Origin of the sequence: Brevibacterium sp. HMSC08F02 (genome assembly GCF_001807555.1) — a bacterium.
Lineage (GTDB): Bacteria > Actinomycetota > Actinomycetes > Actinomycetales > Brevibacteriaceae > Brevibacterium > Brevibacterium ravenspurgense.
In genome coordinates this window covers 96,661-115,293 of the sequence record NZ_KV789351.1, presented here as the reverse complement: position 1 = coordinate 115,293, position 18,633 = coordinate 96,661, and the positions used below count along the sequence as shown (strand labels likewise).

Annotated in this window: 14 protein-coding genes and 1 pseudogene; 8 read left to right on the top strand and 7 right to left on the bottom strand. The window is 60.4% G+C overall.

Annotated elements, in window-relative coordinates:
* Positions 1-50: 50 nt before the first annotated feature.
* From galE to HMPREF3172_RS04405, 4 genes are all read left to right on the top strand, one after another.
* Positions 51-1,013 carry a UDP-glucose 4-epimerase GalE gene (gene galE, locus HMPREF3172_RS04420; RefSeq protein ID WP_070428080.1) on the top strand — a complete coding sequence of 321 codons (963 nt, stop codon included), beginning with the start codon at positions 51-53 and terminating at the stop codon, positions 1,011-1,013.
* Positions 1,010-2,446 (top strand): hypothetical protein, encoded by a 1,437-nt coding sequence (locus tag HMPREF3172_RS04415; RefSeq protein WP_070515735.1) that lies wholly within the window; start codon positions 1,010-1,012, stop codon positions 2,444-2,446. The genes galE and HMPREF3172_RS04415 overlap by 4 nt, the downstream gene beginning before the upstream one ends.
* 69 nt (positions 2,447-2,515) lie before the next feature.
* Entirely contained in the window at positions 2,516-4,039 is a 1,524-nt protein-coding gene (locus HMPREF3172_RS04410) for a hypothetical protein (RefSeq protein ID WP_070515733.1), read from the top strand.
* 67 nt (positions 4,040-4,106) lie between these two features.
* A complete protein-coding gene (locus HMPREF3172_RS04405; RefSeq protein ID WP_083272011.1) occupies positions 4,107-6,311 on the top strand; it encodes an acyltransferase family protein in 2,205 nt (734 codons plus the stop codon).
* Here HMPREF3172_RS04405 and HMPREF3172_RS10765 read toward each other — a convergent pair.
* Together HMPREF3172_RS10765 and HMPREF3172_RS04400 are read right to left on the bottom strand one after the other, a co-directional pair.
* Entirely contained in the window at positions 6,286-6,471 is a 186-nt protein-coding gene (locus HMPREF3172_RS10765) for an IS3 family transposase (protein WP_083281412.1), read from the bottom strand. The genes HMPREF3172_RS04405 and HMPREF3172_RS10765 overlap by 26 nt on opposite strands.
* Before the next feature lie 508 nt (positions 6,472-6,979).
* On the bottom strand, positions 6,980-7,183 hold the full coding sequence (locus tag HMPREF3172_RS04400; RefSeq protein ID WP_070428076.1) for a helix-turn-helix domain-containing protein: 204 nt from the start codon (positions 7,181-7,183) through the stop codon (positions 6,980-6,982).
* Positions 7,184-7,245: 62 nt separating this feature from the next.
* Here HMPREF3172_RS04400 and HMPREF3172_RS10760 point away from each other — a divergent pair.
* The 3 genes and pseudogenes from HMPREF3172_RS10760 to HMPREF3172_RS04390 form a co-directional block, all read left to right on the top strand.
* Positions 7,246-7,527 (top strand): annotated as a pseudogene (locus HMPREF3172_RS10760) (SGNH hydrolase domain-containing protein); the annotation flags it as partial.
* Between the two features lie 165 nt (positions 7,528-7,692).
* Positions 7,693-9,810, top strand: a complete 2,118-nt coding sequence (locus tag HMPREF3172_RS04395) for an acyltransferase family protein (protein ID WP_083281405.1) — start codon at positions 7,693-7,695, stop codon at positions 9,808-9,810.
* Entirely contained in the window at positions 9,807-11,291 is a 1,485-nt protein-coding gene (locus HMPREF3172_RS04390) for a hypothetical protein (protein WP_070515731.1), read from the top strand. Before HMPREF3172_RS04395 ends, HMPREF3172_RS04390 begins: the two co-directional genes overlap by 4 nt.
* On the opposite strand, the gene HMPREF3172_RS04385 is transcribed toward HMPREF3172_RS04390, so the two are convergent.
* The 5 genes from HMPREF3172_RS04385 to HMPREF3172_RS04365 all read right to left on the bottom strand — a co-directional run bounded on the left by HMPREF3172_RS04385 (position 11,240) and on the right by HMPREF3172_RS04365 (position 18,020).
* The gene (locus tag HMPREF3172_RS04385) at positions 11,240-12,715 is read right to left on the bottom strand and encodes a polysialyltransferase family glycosyltransferase (RefSeq protein WP_083272009.1); all 1,476 of its coding nucleotides are present in this window, start codon (positions 12,713-12,715) and stop codon (positions 11,240-11,242) included. The genes HMPREF3172_RS04390 and HMPREF3172_RS04385 overlap by 52 nt on opposite strands.
* Positions 12,712-13,899, bottom strand: coding sequence for a glycosyltransferase family 2 protein (locus HMPREF3172_RS04380; RefSeq protein WP_070515729.1), 1,188 nt, complete (start codon positions 13,897-13,899; stop codon positions 12,712-12,714). The genes HMPREF3172_RS04385 and HMPREF3172_RS04380 overlap by 4 nt, the downstream gene beginning before the upstream one ends.
* A 115-nt stretch (positions 13,900-14,014) precedes the next feature.
* Complete coding sequence (locus HMPREF3172_RS04375; protein WP_070515727.1) at positions 14,015-14,926, bottom strand: N-acetylneuraminate synthase family protein; 912 nt, start codon at positions 14,924-14,926, stop codon at positions 14,015-14,017.
* A 30-nt stretch (positions 14,927-14,956) separates the two neighbouring features.
* The gene (locus HMPREF3172_RS04370; protein ID WP_070515725.1) at positions 14,957-16,225 is read right to left on the bottom strand and encodes an acylneuraminate cytidylyltransferase; all 1,269 of its coding nucleotides are present in this window, start codon (positions 16,223-16,225) and stop codon (positions 14,957-14,959) included.
* A 172-nt stretch (positions 16,226-16,397) separates the two neighbouring features.
* On the bottom strand, positions 16,398-18,020 hold the full coding sequence (locus HMPREF3172_RS04365) for a dolichyl-phosphate-mannose--protein mannosyltransferase (RefSeq protein ID WP_256173184.1): 1,623 nt from the start codon (positions 18,018-18,020) through the stop codon (positions 16,398-16,400).
* Between the two features lie 102 nt (positions 18,021-18,122).
* Between HMPREF3172_RS04365 and HMPREF3172_RS10745 the strand changes: the two genes are divergently transcribed.
* Positions 18,123-18,602, top strand: a complete 480-nt coding sequence (locus HMPREF3172_RS10745; RefSeq protein ID WP_070515722.1) for a DUF4190 domain-containing protein — start codon at positions 18,123-18,125, stop codon at positions 18,600-18,602.
* Positions 18,603-18,633: the final 31 nt, after the last annotated feature.

Below are 18,633 nucleotides of genomic sequence, written 5' to 3'. Positions count from 1 at the left end.
TGAGACTATGGGCCCAGCGTGAATCAAACAGATGACCGGAAGGTAAACACATGGCAGTGATGGTGACCGGCGGTGCCGGCTACATCGGTTCGCACGTAGTACGACTGCTGCAGCAGCGCGGCGATGACGTGGTCATCGTTGACGACATGTCCAACGGTGTGCGTTCGCGCGTTGACGGACTTCCGATTGTCGAAGTCGATCTGGCCTCACCAGAGGCACCTGAGGTGTTGCGCGGAGTGTTTGCCGAACACCGTGTTGACTCCGTCATCCACTTTGCCGCGAAGAAGCAGGTAGGCGAGTCCGTCGAACGCCCGCTGTGGTACTACCAGCAGAACGTGGGAGGACTCACCAACCTGCTGCAGGCCATGGAAGACGCCCGCATTGAAACGCTCGTGTTCTCGTCATCGGCCGCGGTCTACGGTATGCCCGATGTCGACATGGTGCGCGAAACAACTGACTGCCACCCCATCAACCCCTACGGCCACACCAAGCTGATCGGCGAATGGCTCATTGACGCCCAAATGGCCGCCGGCCGCCTGTCTGCTGTGAAGCTTCGCTACTTCAACGTGGCGGGTACCGGATGGCCGGAACTTGCCGACACCGCGGTTATGAATCTCATTCCGATTGTTCTCAACCGTTATGACCAGGGCCAGCAGCCGGTTGTCTTCGGTGACGACTACAGCACCCCCGACGGCACATGCATCCGCGACTACATCCACGTTGCTGACCTCGCAGAAGCCCACATTTCCGCCCTCGACTACCTCAAGGGCGGCAACATCCGCGGAACATCGTTCAACGTCGGCACGGGCACTGGCGCTTCTGTCCTCGAAGTCATTGACGCTGTTGGGAAGGCACTCGGCGAAGACCTCGAGCCCATCATGGCCGATCGTCGTGCCGGCGACCCGCCGCAGCTTATTGCCGACCCCGCGGCCATCAACGCCGACCTGGCGTGGAAAGCCCAGTTCACCCTGGAGGACATCGCCCGCAGCGCGGTGGAAAGCCGCGGTCGTTGACCTCTGCGCGCACTGGTAACCCCGCCGCTGAGGCGCCCCTCAACCGCCGCCACCGTCAGATCCTCGCCGCCGCTGCGGTCATCGGCGCACTGCTGGCCTGGCTGCTGTATGCCGCGATGGCCCCCGGCGGTTTCACCAAGGACACCGTTTTTCAGCTGGAGCAGGCTAGGCGGGTTCTTCCCCTCAACGACTGGCACCCCATAGCCATGACCTGGACGTGGCAGTGGCTCATTGACCTCACTGGGACCATCAACTCGATGCTCGTCCTGCAGGTATCTGCTGCCTGGGTCTGTGCTGTGCTGACCTCCTACTACCTGCTGAAAGTGTCCCGGCGCGGCTCGAGTGCTCTGGCTGGGCTGTTCATCCTCTTCCTGCCCAACACCGTCAACCTCGTCGGAGTCGTGTGGAAAGACACCCATCTGGGTTTGGCACTGTACTTCGCGGTTATCCTCATGCTGCTGATACCGGTTGTGCCCAAGCTTCGCTGGGTATTCGCGGTGCTGGCTTTCGGAGCCCTGGTCTATGCCGGGCTGGTGCGGAAGAATTCCGCGGTGGCCGTCCTGCCGATCATTGCGGTCATAGCCGTATGGCTGCTGGTGCGTATCAAGAGCAAAAAGCGGGCGGGAGAGAAACGCGGGCTATCCAAGCGGCGCAAACTGATTGCCGCGGTCGCGGCCGTTGTCGGCTTCGGCGCGGTGCTCATGGGCGTTGACACCGGTTTGAAAGCCGCGCTCAAGCCGACCGAGAACTCGCAGTACACACAGGTGATGCTCGACGACCTCATCTTTGCCGTGCCACAGGCGGCCATTGACGACGCAGACGCCCCCGCGGCGGAGAAGACGCGGCTGGCCCAAGCAAAAGCCACGTGCGGCAATAAGAATCGCGTGCGCCATGAAGACGGCAGGCCGGAGATCATCTGGGACGGATACTGGGCCTGCTACGGCAAGGGAGCGGAAGGCGCCTACACGGAAATCGAAGACCCGGAAGCCGTCACCAGCATTTGGAAGCAGACGGTGCCAAAGCACTTGGACAGCTACGTCGCATACCGGGTGCAGACCACCACGAAATTCCTCTTCACCTCGAAACTCGAGTTCGTTCGCGACCGCAACTTCGACTACCCCGCACAGTCGCAGGCACTTCGCTCATCCCTGCGCATCTACGTTGTCGACTTCGGCGTTGCCGCTTTCCCGTGGCTCTACTTGGGTGCAACGGCACTGGGAATGTCAGCCGCCGGAATCGCTGTGGGTGCGAAGAAGAAACGCCGTTCGCTCGCCGGGCTGGCCATCTTCAGTTCTGCCGTTTTGTACCTCATGACCTACGTGCCCACCGCACCAGCTAATGACTACCGGTACGTTTTCTGGCCGTGGCTGGCCGCAATACTCGGCTGGCTCGTTCTGTGGGCCGAACGCCAGGGACGACGCCGGGTGCGATGAGATAGCTCTCACACGGGCAGGCGCCCGGGAGTTCACTGGTTTTGGAGGATCAGCCCGTACAGTTCTCCTGTGCCCAAAACCGCTGCCGAACCCCACGCTGCCCCTTTGCCCGCCGTGTCTGAACGTGCTCCTCTGAGCGCGGAGCACCGCCGGGTCATGGGCGTGCTCGCAGTCATCGGCACGGTGCTTGCCGGCCTCATCATCTTTGCCATGTACCCCGGTGGAATCAGCCCCGACGGGGTTTTCCAGGTGCGGCAGATTCGCGGCGAAGTCCCGTACAACGACTGGCAGCCGGTCTCGATGACCTGGACGTGGCACCAGCTGACAAAGGTCTTTGGCACCGTCACGGCACTGCTGTGGGCACAGGTGTTCTTCGGCTGGGTGTGCGCACTGCTCACCAGCTATGTGCTGCTGAAGATCTCACGGCGCACCTGGGTTGCAGCCCTGGGCCTGTTCATGCTGTTCATGCCGAACATGGTCAACATCCTGGGTGTGTTCTACAAGGACGTGCAGCTGGCGCTCGCCCTGTACTTGGCTGTTCTCATGATGTTCCTGGTGCTGCTCCAGCCGAAGGGCCGCTGGGTGTGGGCCGCGGTGGCGTTCGGCAGCTTGGTGTACGCGGCACTCGTGCGCAAAAACTCCGCCGTTGCAGTGCTGCCCATTGTTGCGGTGTTCGTTCTGTGGTTCCTGCGGGCCCGCGGCAGCCGCGTCCGCGGCGAACTGGCCAAAGTCGGCGTCATTTCGATCATCGCTACCGGCGTTGTCGGGGGCACTGTGCTCGCAGCAGATAAGGCGCTCGCCTCTGCAACCGGCGCCACGCAGAACTCGCAGTTCACCCAGGTGTTCATCGATGACATCGTCTTCGGCATGCCCGAAGAGGCGATCCGCAGCGCGGATGCTCCGCAGGCAGAAAAAGACCGCATCATGTTCGCCCGCGAAACGTGCAAAAAGCGCGAAGAACAAGAAGGCCGCGAAATCATCTGGGACGCCTACTGGAACTGTTACGGCCTGGGCGTCAACGGAGCGTACACAGAAGTTGAGGATCCCGACGCGGTGGTCGCCCTGTGGAAGGCAACTGTTCCACACCACCTGGGTGACTACGCCGAATACCGAGCTAAAACAACGTGGCGGTTCCTGACCAGCACCTCGTCCGTGGCATCCTCAGCCGTCCGGGGAGACCAGGTGGACCTGCCGCCCACCCACCCGAAAGCCCGGGACATCCACTCCGGCTACGTCTACGCTGCAGCCTACGGCTACATGCCGTTCATGTTTTTAGGGATAACGGCGTTCACCGCCTGCATTGCCGGTATCGTCGTCAGCCTGCGCACCCGCACCCGGTCCTTGGGAGCGTGCGCCGTGTTCACCTCGATCATTCTGTACGTGCTGACGTATTTCCCCACAGCACCGGCAGACCTGTACCGCTACAGCTACTGGCCGTTTGCCGGAGCGATGTTCGGCTGGCTGCTGATCGCCGCATCCCGCAGACACACCCGCAGGCTCCGCGCCGAAAAGAAGAACCGCGTCGCCAAGCAGAGCCGCACTGAAAAGGACATCCAGCCAGTCGCGCACGATTCCGCCGCCGACTCTTATTAGTCTTAGAGTGCGAATCACACAGACAGCCAATTGACCGCCCACAGGCCGCCAAACGAACGAGGAGCCCATGCACCGTAGGTTTCGACCGGAAATCCAGATGCTGCGCGCACTGGCCGTCGTCACCGTGGTCATCTACCACATCAACCCGGATTTCCTGCCGGGCGGATTCGTGGGCGTTGACGTTTTCTTCGTCATCTCCGGGTTCCTCATCACGGCGCACATGCTGCGCGAAGCCGAACGCACCCAAACGGTCAACCTTCTGACGTTCTGGGCCAACCGTGCCCGCCGCATCCTTCCGGCCGCGACCGTCGCCATTGTGGTCACCGCCCTGGCCTCCCTGTACTTCCTGCCGCGCAGCTCACTGTCCCAAGCGGCAATCGAAGGGCTGTCTTCGGCGTTCTACGTGCAGAACTGGGCGCTGGCCATCAACTCTGTTGACTATCTGGGTGCGCAGAATTCGCCGTCACCGTTCCAGCACTTCTGGTCGCTCTCAATTGAAGAGCAGTTCTACATCATGTGGCCGCTGGCGGTGATTCTCGCCGTATGGATTGCGGGCCGGACTGTCGCCCGCCACTCCCGAGGCGCCGTCCCCGGTGCCCTGCGCAAGATCGGCACTGGGGGTGCTCACCACGTGTCGCCCGAACAGCAGTTCCACAGGACGTTTCGGGTGGTTGTCGGCGTGCTCTTTGCCATCATCATCCTGGTGTCGTTCGTGTGGTCGGCAGTGCTGGTGGGATCGGGGGACCCCACGGCGTACTTCGTCACACAGTCCCGCATTTGGGAGCTCGGCGCCGGTGGTCTGCTGGCCGTTGTCATGGTGGACACGGAGCGGTTCCCGCGCCTGCGCACGGCGATGGCGCTTACCGGTATTGCCGCAATTCTTGTGGCCTGCATTTTCTACACCGGCACGACACCTGCATTCCCAGGTGTCTCTGCGCTTCTGCCAGTTCTGGGCACGATGGCTGTCATTGCCGCCGGCCGCACGCAGGGATTGGGGTCGCTCACCCCGATTGTTGATCTGAAAGCCGTGCAGAAGATCGGCAACTGGTCGTACTCGCTGTACCTGTGGCACTTCCCGCTGGTGGTGTTCTTCACCGCGCAGTTCGAACGTCACGCCAACACGATCGAAGGTACGGGTCTGCTGGTCTTCGCACTGGCTCTGGCCTACCTGAGCTTCAACTTTGTCGAAGAGCCGCTGCGCCGTAACGAAATGTTCAAGAAGCGCAGGTGGTTGACGGTCGAAGCCGCAGCAGTGTCCATGGTCGTTGCCGCGGCGGTGGCGCTTGTTCCGCAGTGGGCAGTCAACCGTGAATACGAACGGGTGCCCGAAGCACAGGAAAAGTACGACACTGTTGCAGACGATCAGGCCACGCAGAAACCTGAAGACGGTGAACCGCTGTTCGGTGCTCGGGCAATCAGCGATCCGCTGGAGTCGCTTGACCTGCCCATGCACGCGGAAGGACAGAAGGACTACTTCCCCAAAGCGGTCGACCTCATTGAGGACCGTCCGAAGTTCCCCGAAAAGTGCCACCCGTATCCGAATAAAAAGGAATCGGACACCATCCGCGGTTGCACTGTGCTCAACCCGGAGGGATCAAAGGAACTGGCTGTCGTGGGGGACTCCCACGCGGCCCAGTGGGTGCCGGGACTGGAAAAAGCACTCGAAGGAACAGACTGGAAACTGCAGGTGTATGCGAAAAACGCCTGCGGGCTCAACGCCACCCCGCGCAATTACAAGAACGAAGGGCTCAACTGCGTCGAGCCGGTGAAGAAGCTCGTCAAACACCTTGTGGACGAAAAACCTGACAAGGTGCTCATCGCCAATCTGGACGTTGACGACTATGACGTGGATGCAGCGCGGGAGCAGGGACTCGCCGAATCTGATGTGGTCGGCTATGACGGGTACATCGAAACGCTCACACCGCTGAAGGACGCTGGCATCGACGTCGTAGCGTTCGGCGACACTCCTGTTCCTCCATTCAACATGGCCGACTGCATGGGCCTGAACGAAGCCGATCCGGCAGAGTGCAACTTCAAGCGCGAAGACCCCAAACCAGACGGTGCTGACCTCGCACTGAAAAAGGCTGCGGAGGACCTCGACATTCGCCGTTGGGATCCCACGCCCTATTTCTGCGGACAGTCCACAACATGCCCCGCCGTCGTCGGTTCGGTGGTTGTGTACCGCGACCAGGACCATATTTCGGCATCGTATTCGGAAACCATGTCCGACTATGTGGTCAAGGCACTCAGGATTGATACGGACGAGAAGTGAACACCCGGCTCCGGTTGGGGTGGGGCAGTGAAAGCCCGCGCTGGGTAGCGCGGTAAGCCGTTTCAAACTCGGCGGGTGGGACGTGCCCGATCTCGCCGTGCAGGCGACGATTGTTGAACCAGTCGATGTAGTCCGCCGTCGCGGTCTCGACGTCGTTGATACCCGTCCAGGGCCGCGGTTGCGGATCAGCTCGGCCTTATCGAGCGAGTTCAGCGCCTCAGCCATCGCGTTGTCGTAGCTATCGCCCTTGGAGTCGACGGAAGCGACCGCGTCGCATTCGTCGAGGCGCTCCGCATAACGGATCGCTCGATACGGACCACCCCTGTCACTGTGATGGATCAGGCCGGTGTGGCCGTCGCCGGCATGCTGACGACGCCAGATACCCATCCGCAGCGCGTCGAGAGCGAGATCCCCTCCCACCAGCGTCGCTCATGAGGCGGCGGACCGTCGGCTCCGCGGCCCTCTCGCCCTGACGACGCAGCTCCGCATGTTCCTTCCGGATCAGCACCAACAGCTGCTCGTTACGAATCTCCCTCGCCGACGGCGGCCTGGACACGGCCGCATAGAACGTCGACGGGGCGACCTGCGCAGGCGTTTCCTCCAGAATTCGGCAGATCGGCGAACCCCGTGCTTGCCGCGATGCTCCGCGACGAACCGGACGCGCTCACTCATCGGGAGGGGCAGTCGAGCTCCGCCGCGAAGAAAGCCGACGCCTGCTTCACCCTGGTGCGCAGCGCCTCGGGATGGACACCGCGCTGCTCACCGACGCGCTTGTAAGCACCGGTGCGCGCCTCGGGATCTTTCCGCGCGTCGATCGCCATGCGCATCGCTCGTTCTTTGAACTCGGCGGGGTACTTGCGTGGTGCTGCCATGATGGCGGGTCCTTCCGGGTTTCGTTACCCTCCATCAAACCCGACACGATTCACTCAAACCGCTCAAGGACGCCGGCATTGACTTAACGGTCTTTGGCGACACCCCATTGCCGCCACAGAATATGGCTGACTGCTTGGTACGGAGCGAAAACAACCCTGCTGAGTGTGACTTCACGCGCAAGAAGCCGCTGCGCAATGGATTGCAGCAGGCACTGCAGAACGCCGCGCAGGAGCTCAATTTGCGCTATTGGGACCCCACTCCCTATTTCTGTTCGGAGATCGCTCAGTGTCCGGCAGTTATTGGTTCGGTTGTTGTATACCGGGAAAAACCACACCACCGCTAGCAACGCAGAAACACTCGATACCCGGACTAAGCGAGCGCTTAAGCTCTGAGCTGCTCGCCGCCTGACGCGGCACCCATAGTCGCGCCCTTCTGCACCCGGCTCATGACACCGAGCGTTTACTTTTAAGTTCCTGCTGGTTTTTCTTCGGCTGGCAGGCTCCACTCGATGTCTGCCGTTCTCGACCCCGTCCGTTCTGCCCCGCCCGCTGTTCCCTCAAAGCGGGGCAAGCCGCGGACTTTCCGCCCTGAAATTCAGCTGCTGCGTGCTATCGCGGTTCTGACGGTAGTCATTTATCACCTCAACCCATCCTGGTTGCCCGGTGGCTTTGTGGGCGTGGACGTGTTCTTTGTCATTTCCGGCTTCCTTATTACCGGGCACATGATTCGCGAGGTGGAGCGCACGGAGCGGTTGTCCCTCCTGAAGTTCTGGGTTAACCGGGCCAAACGCATTTTGCCGGCGGCAACCCTGACGATCGTGCTCACGGCTATTGCTTCTGTGTTCCTGCTGCCCGTTACGCAGCTCACGGCGGCCGCCGTGCAGGGTATGGCTTCTGCGCTCTACGTACAGAACTGGGCGCTCGCCTTTAAGTCCGTGGACTATCTGACCCAAGATTCCGCGGATTCGCCGTTTCAGCACTTCTGGTCGCTGTCCATTGAAGAACAGTTTTATCTCTTCTGGCCGCTGTTAGCCCTCGGTGCTGGTTGGATCGCGTTCCGTTGGGGTAGCCGAGGCGCCGCTCACCGCCGCTTCCGCGTTCTCCTCGCGATGGTGTTCGGGTTGGTTGTTGCGGCGTCTTTTGTCTATTCGGCAACCATCACCCTCGCGGGCGAACCAGAGGCCTACTTTGTCACCCAGTCGCGCGTGTGGGAGCTTGGTGCCGGGGGATTGCTCGCGCTTGTCATGGTGGATACCGAGCGGTTCCGCACTGTGCGTAGCGTGCTTGCATTGGGTGGCCTTGTGGCAATTGGTGTGGCTTGTATTTTCTACACGGGTGCTCAACCGCCGTTTCCTGGCGTTGCAGCTCTTCTGCCAGTTCTCGGAACGATGGCGGTTATTGCGGCGGGCCGTACCTCGGGGCCTTTGTCGCTGCACCGCGTGGTTGATCTGCAGCCAGTTCAGCTGGTGGGCAACCTGTCGTATTCGCTGTACTTGTGGCATTTCCCCCTCATCACGTTTTTCGTGGCAGCAAAGGGGCGCCATCCCGGATTGTTTGCGGGCTCAGCTCTTTTCGTGCTGGCGCTTCTTTTTGCTGCTGGCAGTTATTTCTTTGTTGAAAACCCCGTGCGCCGGTGGCGGCACTGGACAGATTTTCAGTGGAAAACAATTCTCACCGCAGGCGTATCCATGGTGACTGCAGCCGCTGTAGCCGTCCTGCCGCAGTTGGCCTTTGCCGTTGATCAGCATCAGCAAAAAGTGGCGGTGGAAACCCTGCTGCATAAGCATGCCGACGAGCTCGGCCACAATTCATTGGGCCGGCACGATTTCACGCGATTTGTGGGTCAAGAAGGCGTGACCGTTCCAAGTATCACCGACGCCCTCAACGACGAACCAGAATATGACTGTGACCAGACGCCAGCGCCGGCTGATTCCTTAACAACACCTCAGTGTGTCATTGCCAATCCCGACGGCAAGAAGACACTGGCTGTCGTTGGTGATTCTCACGCTTCGCAGTGGACACCTGCCTTGAAAAAGGCTGTCGAAGGCACTGATTGGAGGGTTGTCGTTTACCTTCACAACTCGTGTCCGTTCTCCCTGGGCGAGCGTTCCTTGGAAGCCGACGGCACAATTAAGTGCAAGCAAGCCAACAAAGAGACACTTGAGCGGCTCAAAGATCTCCGGCCGCAAAAAATAGTCGTGGCCGGTTACGCCAAGGTTGGCTTTGAGCGCATGGATAGAGAGAAACGCCCCGGCGTCACCGGATACTCCAAGATGTTCAAGCAGCTGAAGAAGACCGGCGCCACGGTGTATGCGCTGCAGGACAATCCCGTGCCTCCGGGCAATGTGCCCGACTGCTTGGCGCGGCACACTGATGACCTGGAAGCGTGCGATATTCCTCGGGCTGACAGTTCGGAAAATACCGGTGCGAATCGCGTGATGCGCACGGCAGCTCAAAACGCAGACGTGAAATTCGTGGGCACTACGTCAATGTTCTGCACAGAAGAACCACATGGCGTCTGTCCAGCGATAGTAGGTTCAACCTTGGTGTACCGGGATCACAACCACGTTACAGGTACGTACATGTGGACGCTTGCACCTTCCATCGCTAAGAAGTTGGAGCTTTGACGGTTCGCGCGGAATCTTTCAACCGGCCGAGCGTGTGGTACTTGGCCGGCGGCGCTTTTCTGTGGGCGATTGCCATGCGGATCTTCATTGCTCCGGGCCAAATTGAAAACGACATCTACGAACAAGCCAACCAGGCAACTGGACAGACTCCCATGTCGGACTGGCACCCGCCCATTATGAGTGCGCTGTGGGGTGCACTGGCTCAGCTCATGGGAACCATGGACGTATTGCTGAGCATCAATGTTTTGCTCATGGCCACGGGAATCTGGCTTCTCTGCTGGACGATTCTGCTCCGTACCGACCGCCCAGGGCTAGCGTGCCTTCCCCTGGCAGTGCTTGTCACGCCGTGGACGCTGTCGCAGCTGGTCCTTTTGTGGAAGGACACTACGATGGCCGCAGCACTTGTTTTTGGCTGCGGGGCGGTGTTCCTCGCTGCAGAGTGCCGCAAGCGGCAAGGCCGAGTTAACGTGGCGCCCATTGGACTCATGGTGCTGGCTGTCATTTCAATTGCATTTGCGGTTCTTGTGCGCAAGAACGCCGTGGCAGCCGTTGTGCCGGTGGATCTTTATGCTGCCGCTGTTTGGAGTCCCCGGCAGGCGGTGCTGGGACGGCTGCATATGACGGGTTCGTCAGTTGCACGGCGACTGCGCACTGCTGCTGGCAGTGCGGGCAGGTTTGCAGTCCGGAGCTTTGCTGTAGTGGCAGCGGTTGGCTGTGCCGGGGTCGGCATGAATCTGTGGGTGGAATCAACCCACACCATTGAACAAACGCACCAGATCGACCAGATCATTCTGGATGACGTCATGTTCTCTGTTCCCAGTGAAGAGCTGCACAAGAGTGGAGCGTCACCAGAGCTCATTACCCGCTTGGATACTGCGCGCCGCCATTGTTTGGACATTGGGTGGATTTCTGATGCCTATTGGCGCTGCTGGGGTCGCGGACTTGATGGAGAGGCCTATCAGCCAGTAGAGCACGCTGGTGAACTCAAACAGCTGTGGAAACAGCACGTGCTCACCCATCCGTTTCGCTGGTTTGACTACCGGCTGGAAAATTATTCTAGGTATTTGACGACCACTCAATTGGTAACCTTGCGAGAACATGGTCGAGGCGCTGAAATTGGAATGCCGTTTACGCCTAATCCTGTAAGTGAAACTGTCCGTGGGGTAGTGCTCGCCGCTGAACCAACTGCTGTATTCAAAGCATGGTTTTGGCTTGCCCTGAGCACATTGATGTGCCTTGCGGCTATCGTTTTCCGGCCGCAATTTGGCAGAGAAATCATTGCGCTTTCTACATCAGCACTGGTCTACATGCTTGCCTACATTCCGGTGATTCCGGCCTTTCACTTCCGCTACACGTACTGGCCAGCCGTCGCCGTGAGCTTGGCATGTGTGCTCGCTATTGCGGGAAGCGCACACGGGAACACACGTGGTCAGCGGCGGTTCTTCATAGCCGAGCGCAAGCGGCGTCGCACCATCCGGTAAGGACGCCGCAGTGGACGTGGCAGACGCTGTTCAATGCGCAGACCGCCTGGCTGCAGCTTAGCCACCTTGGGTTTCTTGGGCAGTGCTCCAGGCAAGCCAAGCTTTGTGAGCCGCCGCCGGCGGAAGTAGCCAAGATCTGCAGTGTGTTGAGCGGTCTCAAGAAACCTTTCGGCTGTCGGCCGCAGATGCGGCACGATGTTTGGCCGTGCCGCATATGCGACCGAATCGATGAGTTGTTGAATATGCGTTTGCTGAGCAGAGGTCAATGGGGTGGGATCGCCGGTCATGAGAACATCGCACAAGACTGCCGGCACACGATTGGAATTCTCAAACGGCGTAATGGCCTGCAGAACTTGTGATGTGCCGACTGCGACTGCGGGAATGGAATAGACGGTTCGTGCAACGGCGAGCGTTGTCGAAAAACAGCCCACGACCACTGTCGGTTGGAGGAAGCTGATGACGGCTTCAGCAATGATAGGGCGGGCAAAAACCGAAAAACCAACTCCAATTTCCTGCGCTGCACGGCGCAAAGGTTCAAGCGCGGCCGGGGGTGCAGCGGGGTGAGGTTTGAAGACCACGTGGCGGGCGCCTCGTGATGCGGCCTCGCGCACCATCTGCTGGTGGAGTCCAGCTTCATCGTCATCCGTAATAAGCCCCAGCTGCGCCAAGTACTGGCCCACGACGAGTGCGGTCGGCTGGCCGCGCAGCGCGCCGAGCTCAGCTTCGAGTGGACTCTTAGCAGCCTCCACGAGTTCATCAACGACCCCACGGAAATACGTGACATCCAACGGGACTGGGACTGCATCGAATTCGCTCAGTAGCCGGGGAACGACCCCTTCGACGTACGGCAGGTAATGCAGCGATGTCATTCGCTGTCCGTTGGTGAGAAGCAGCGAATTGCGGGTGGGCCCGTAACTCATAAGGCCATCGGCGTGAACGCGTTGAAGCGCGGTAGAGAATACGCGGCCGATTGCCTTTGCTGGGTTGACCTGCGGAGATTCAACGATGAGTTCGAGCTCTTCTTCTCCGAGGTCCCACATTGTGCGCAGCACGCGTTCCCACGCGGGAAGTTCAGCCTGCTGCGGGTTCCACACTGAGGGCAGAACGGGGTGGAGTGTGGCATTGAAATCGATGACTCGATCGAAGCGACTCAGGAGCGGACGCGCATCTGGCGTCATGTGCACGGGGGTGCTGAGCTCCGGGGCGTAGGAGTGATTCGACACCACAAGAATCCGTTCGCTCACGGGGTCTGATTTCTCCACGGCCCGGTCCTGCGCCGAGAGTTCACTCAAGCTGCCCAAATCCGCTCCGATGGGCACTGCGGCAAGCGCTGGAAGATGGGCTGTGTCATACGCGCCTGCATCAATACCGGCGGCGAGGGTGACGATTTGCGAAAATGTCGATGTGAAGAAGAGCTGTTTCATTTCGGTGCCTTTCCAGTCACATCGACTTCACTGGGCAAAAACCAATCCACGTGGCTTCGGCGTTCGGTGGTACTGTCAGCAACTTCGGCCAAGAGCACAGTGCGTGGAATTCGTGCAGACACCTGCTGTCCGCGGTTGCGTAGCTGTTCGATGAGCGAGTGGGGGATGTGTTGAGCGGGAGGTATTTGCTCGGCTTTTTGGGCTTCGATGCGTTGGATTGCCAATGAAACGGCATCCTCGAACTGTTGAGAATGGCGTCCAGCACTGGGATCAGCTTCGCGCCCCGAAGCTTGACTGTCATTCAGGCCGAGGATATGCATGGCTTCGGCATGCGCCGCCAGGTCAATGAATCGCTTGTGGTGGTGGTGCAGCAAAGCGAGCCAGTTGCGTGCGGCTTTGGGGTATAGCAGTTCGCGTTCGCGGTCGTTATCAATGAGATCGAAGATGAGCTCGAAAGCATCGAGGAACATGAGCTGGCGCTCATCGAAAATCTGTGTGAGCGAACTGGACAGTCCGCGGCGGTAACACACACCTGGATGGCTGACTACAGCGAATGACTCTGCATTGAGATGCAGATTCCAGATCCAGCTGCGGTCTTCTGCAGTCATGAAGTCCTTGGGGAAGCGCAGCATTCCTGTTTCGCGCAGCTTCCCGTCAAAGATTCCCGCCCATGCGTAGGGGTAGTCGACCATTGTTGACTTGTGGGACGGCAGAATCCCTACCCGCGGATTGAGGGCGCGATTGCGCAGTGCCATGGGCGCCCTGCGGATCTCGCGCTTATTGCCCAGGACCGTCGTATGGTCCGTGCGGACAAAATCAACACCCAAGCCATCGATTGCAGCAGTAAGCGTTGTGAGCAGCCCAGGGGAGAGCCAATCATCGCCGTCAAGGAATTGAATATAGCGGCCGCGTGCTTCTTCCAATCCCTGGTTCCGACCGTTCGCCAAGCCGGTGGCTTCGGGGTTGGTCAGGACCGTGAAATCGGCAAAGCGCGAACCGTACTCATTGAGGACCTCGGGCGTGTTGTCGGTTCCGCCGTCATTGATGAAGATGATCTGCAGTGCGCTGAGATCGAAGTTTCCGCCGGGTTCCGTGCCTTGGAACAGCAGCGATTCAAAAAGTGTTGGCAGGTATTCGGCGCAGTCCTTGGCCGGGATGATGAGCGATAGCAGAGGCGTACTCACACGGGTACTTTCACGTAGCGGAGGGCGGGCACAAGCAGGCGAGGCGCCGGCAGGCGAACGAGCAAGCGTCCGGCAAGCGGCGCCTCGTCAGCTGGGTGATTGGCAGTTACGAGCGTCAGCTGTGAACGCGCAGCGAAGCGATCTTGGGTTCTTCGCCCGGCATGACGCGTTTGTTGCCGTCACCGAGGGCGGTTTCGATTTCGCGGATCTGGCGTCCGAGCGAAATGAACTCAGCAGGTTCCATCGAAGCCGACTGGTCCGAACCCCACATGTTCGAATCCAGCGTGATGTGACGTTCAACGGTCACAGCACCCAGGGCCACTGCCGCGGTGGTGATGGTGGTGCCCAGTTCGTGGCCGGAGTACCCGACCGGAACGCCGTAGCGTTCGCGCAGAGCCGGGATGGCCAGCAGGTTCACTTCTTCGGCCGGCAGAGGGTAGGTCGAGGTGGCGTGCATAAGAACCAGGTTGTCGGTGCCGAGGATCTCCACGGCGCGGTCAATCTGCTCGAGAGTCGACATACCGGTGGACATGATGAGCGGCTTGCCGGTGTCGCGCAGAGCCTCAAGCAGCTTGACGTCGGTGATCGAAGCCGAAGCAACCTTGTGAGTGACAGCGTCGAACTTTTCGAGGAAGTTCACCGAGTCAACGTCCCACGGGCTGGCAAACCACTGCAGGCCCAGTTCCTTGGCGTAGCGGTCGATTTCGGTGTACTGCTCGTCTTCGAACTCAACGCGGTACTTGTATTCCAGGTAGGTCATTTCGCCCCACGGGGTGGAGCGCGGCTTGGACTTCTGGTGCTCCGGAACGGCCACTTCCGGGTTGCGCTTCTGGAACTTCACGGCCTGTGCGCCGGCAACCTTGGAAACATCCATGAGCTGCTTGGCCAGTTCGACGTCACCGTTGTGGTTGATGCCGATTTCGCCGATCAGGTAGGTGGGGTTGCCCGGTCCGACCTTGTGTTCGCCGATTGCAACGGGAGTGATGGTCTTGCCTGCACTGGTGGTGGAGTAGGGGACAGCAGTCATATCAATCCTTTCGGGTGGGAGGTTTTTAGCTCAGAGGGTGGTGGATGGCTGGGATTCCTGGACACCTGCCGAATGGCGGGTGGGCACATGGACGAGGTCGCAGACCTCGCGGACGGCACCTCGGCCGCCTTCTGATGCCAGCACGTGACGTGCGGCGGCAAGAACAGCCGGGTGAGCATCGGCAACCGCAATCGGCCAGCCGACCTCGCTGAAGGCTTCAAGGTCGTTGATGTCATTGCCGACATAGGCAACCCGGGCTGGATCCAGGCCGTGTGAAGCCATCCAGCCGGCAATCACGTGGGCTTTGTTGTCGATGCCCTGAGCAACTTCTACCCGCAGCTTCTCTGCGCGGCGGGTGACCACCGGGTTGCGTTCCTTCGACAGAATGAGGAACGGCACACCAGCCTTGACCAGGCGAGACACACCCATGCCGTCGCCGCGGTAGACCGGTACTGATTCCGTACCGTCTTCGGCAACGAACACGCGGTCATCCGTGTGCACACCGTCGAAGTCCGTGACAACAGCGTCTATGTCGAGTTCGCTCAGCTGTGAAGTCTCCTGCTGACGCTGATCAGCCAGTGCGCGAAGCAGCGTGAGGTCGGACAGTGAATCGATTTCGCGGGCATCGTCTTCCGGGACTTCCTGGATACCGATCGAACCGAAGAAACGGTGGCCCGATTCCTGGAAGCCGGCAGTGCGCATGACGTAGAACGCGCCGGTTTCGGAGTAGTGCGGTTCGCGGTCTTGGCGACGTGGACGGAATTCAGCGCTGTGGCCAACGGCTTCAGCGGTGCTGTCGGCGCCGAGCTTCCACAGGAACGAATGGTCAACAGCTGCGGAGAACACGACGTCGTGACGTCCAGCTGCGACGGCGGCTGTGGCTTCGTCGAGGTCCTGCGGGTTGATGAAAGGCGAGGTGCACTGGATGAACACCGTGATGTCAAAGGGCTTGTGGGTGCGGCTGAGCTGTGCGAGCGTGTACAGCAGAGCGGATTCGCTCGAGGCGGTGTCGCCGCTGATGTCGTCGGGACGCATAACAACTTCGGCCCCGTGAGCGCGTGCTTCTTCGGCAATGCCCTGGTGGTCAGTGGAAACGACGACAGTGTCGATTTCTGTGCTTCGCTGAGCTGCTTCGATGGCTCGCGCCAACAGGGAGCGCCCACCGATCTTCTGCAGGTTCTTCAGCGGGATGCCCTTGGAACCACCACGGGCCGGAATGATTGCCACCGCCGATGCGGATTTTTCGCTGGGTGCGTTATCTGCGGCGGGGGACGGGGGAGTGTTGGCTGAAATGGTCATAGGGGGCCATTATCAGTAGCCCCTTGCGAACGGAATCTTAAATCGAAGCTACGCGACAGATAGATTCCGATTAACCTTTGTTCGAAATCGGAGGAGGTTCCTGGGTGGGCAGGCTGCCGAGGTGAGGCTCAGCTGTGGTGCGCGGTCGTGCTGGTGTTGGGTGCTCGGTCGGTCAGATCCAGGTGGGGTTGAGCATGCGCATGCGCCAGGAATCGTAGGGAATCGTGGTGCCCGTCCAGATGGGGTAGTAGAAGGCGAACACGAGGACCGCTGCTGCGAGGATCGCAGCGACTGCCAGGCGGCGGGCCCGCAATGACCGTGCTGATGTGCTGCCGGTGGCTGTTCCCCACACAATGCCGAGCGCGTAGACGAGTGCAAGAACAATGAACGGCACCATGACGATGGTGTAGAAGGTGAAGATTGTTCGGTGCTGGTAGTTGAACCACGGCAGCCACACTGCGGCAAGCCCGGCGAGGATCGCGCCGGCCCGCCAGTCGCGGTGCAGCACCCAGGCCAGCAGAACAACGACGAGAGCCACGGTTCCCAGGCCCCACACCACGGGGTTGCCCACGGAGAGAATCGCAGCCGAGCACTTCTCAACCGTGCAGCCGTGCTCACCAAGACCGTAGGAACGGTAGTAGAAGCTGGTGGGGCGCCACTGCACAGGCCAGCCCCACGGGTTGGACATGTAGGTGTGCGGTTTGTCGAGGCCGACGTGGAAGGTGTAGGCGGTGTAGTGATAGTGCGCAAGGCTGACCATCCAGTCAGGCAGGAAATCCCACCAGCCGCTGTTCTCAGCCGCCCAGCTGCGGTCCCAGCCCTTGGGGCTGAGGATCCACCCCGTCCAGCACAGCAGGTACACGATGCCTGCCACCGGGACAAGCGACATGAACGCAGGCACGGAGTCTTTGCCGAGCGCGGCAAGCCACGGGCGGCGGATGCCTGCCGCGCGACGGTTGGCGACATCCCACAGCACAATCATGATGCCGAAAACAGCCAGCGCGTACAGGCCGTTCCATTTGACGCCGCAGGCAAGACCTAAAGCAATGCCGCCGGCCAGCCGCCACGGGCGAAGCCCCAGGGACGGGCCGAAAGAAGCCGGCATGAACCACGGTTTGGAGCCCGTGTGCTGCTTGTCGACACTAGGACCTGTGCGCTGCAGGATCTTCTGGCGGGCGTCGTCGCGGTCAATGAGCAGCAGCAAGAACGCGATGAGCACAAAGAACATGACGAAAATGTCCAGCAGGCCCGTGCGCGAATGGACAAAATGCTGCCCGTCAGCTGCCAACAGCAGGGCGGCCGCTGCACCCAGCCACACCGAACCGAACATGCGGATGGCAATGCGGGCGATGATCACAATGCTGATGGTGCCGATGAGCGCTGCCGTAAAGCGCCAGCCAAAAGGATTGGTGCCGTCGCCGAAAAGCAGCTGACCGGCCCCGAGCATCCATTTGCCCAGCGGCGGATGGACAACATACGAAGGGTCATCGGTCAGCGCCGAGAAATCGCCGGCGGCGAATTTGGGGTTGGCGTCCTCAGCCCATTTGAGTTCAACCCCGTGATGGGCAATCGAGTAGGCGTCCTTGGCGTAATAGGTTTCGTCAAAAACGAGTTCGCGCGGATGGTCCAAGCGCAGCATGCGCAGAAATCCGCCGACAGCGGCAATCAGCATCGGCCACACCCAGCCCCACACGGACGTCAGCGCAGGGTTCTGCGGCACGCAAGCGCGCAGCCCGGTTGTCCGGATGCGCTGTGCTCCGGCGCTGCTGCGCGTACCCGATGCCAATGAACTCACGGCGCCAGTCTAGATGGAGGCACTGACACGGCTGAACTGACAGCGGCGGTACCGGCGGGGCTACACTGGGCGCGTACGCACCCCGATCTTCGAGGAGCCGCAGTGTCCAGCTCGTATATTCCCCAGCCGCCTGAGGAACAGCCGCAGGGCAGTCTTCAGCCGTATTCACAGCCTGACAACAGCGGCTACCAAGGCCAGGCCTACGGCTACCAGGGTCAGTCCTACGGGCAGCCCTATGGCCAGCAGTACGGGCAGGTGTACGGCCAGCCCTACGGACAGCCGACTGGGTACTATCAGCAACCGGGCACCAACGGCATGGCAATCGGATCGCTGGTCAGTTCTCTTGTCGGATTCGTTCTCGGCTGGGCTTTCAGCCCGCTGTTCCTGGGCATGCTGGTCGGCATCGTGCTGGGACACATTTCGCTTTCCCAGATCAAGAAGACGGGCGAACAGGGCCGAGGCTTGGCCATCGGCGGACTGATCTGCGGCTACCTGGGCACTGCAATCTTTGTGCTGCTCATGCTGGGCTTCCTCGCGATCTTCGGCGTTCTCATCGGCTTCGGTGCCTTCGCAGGATCCTGACCCCCAGCTTTCGGAACCTGCCCCGCGCCGA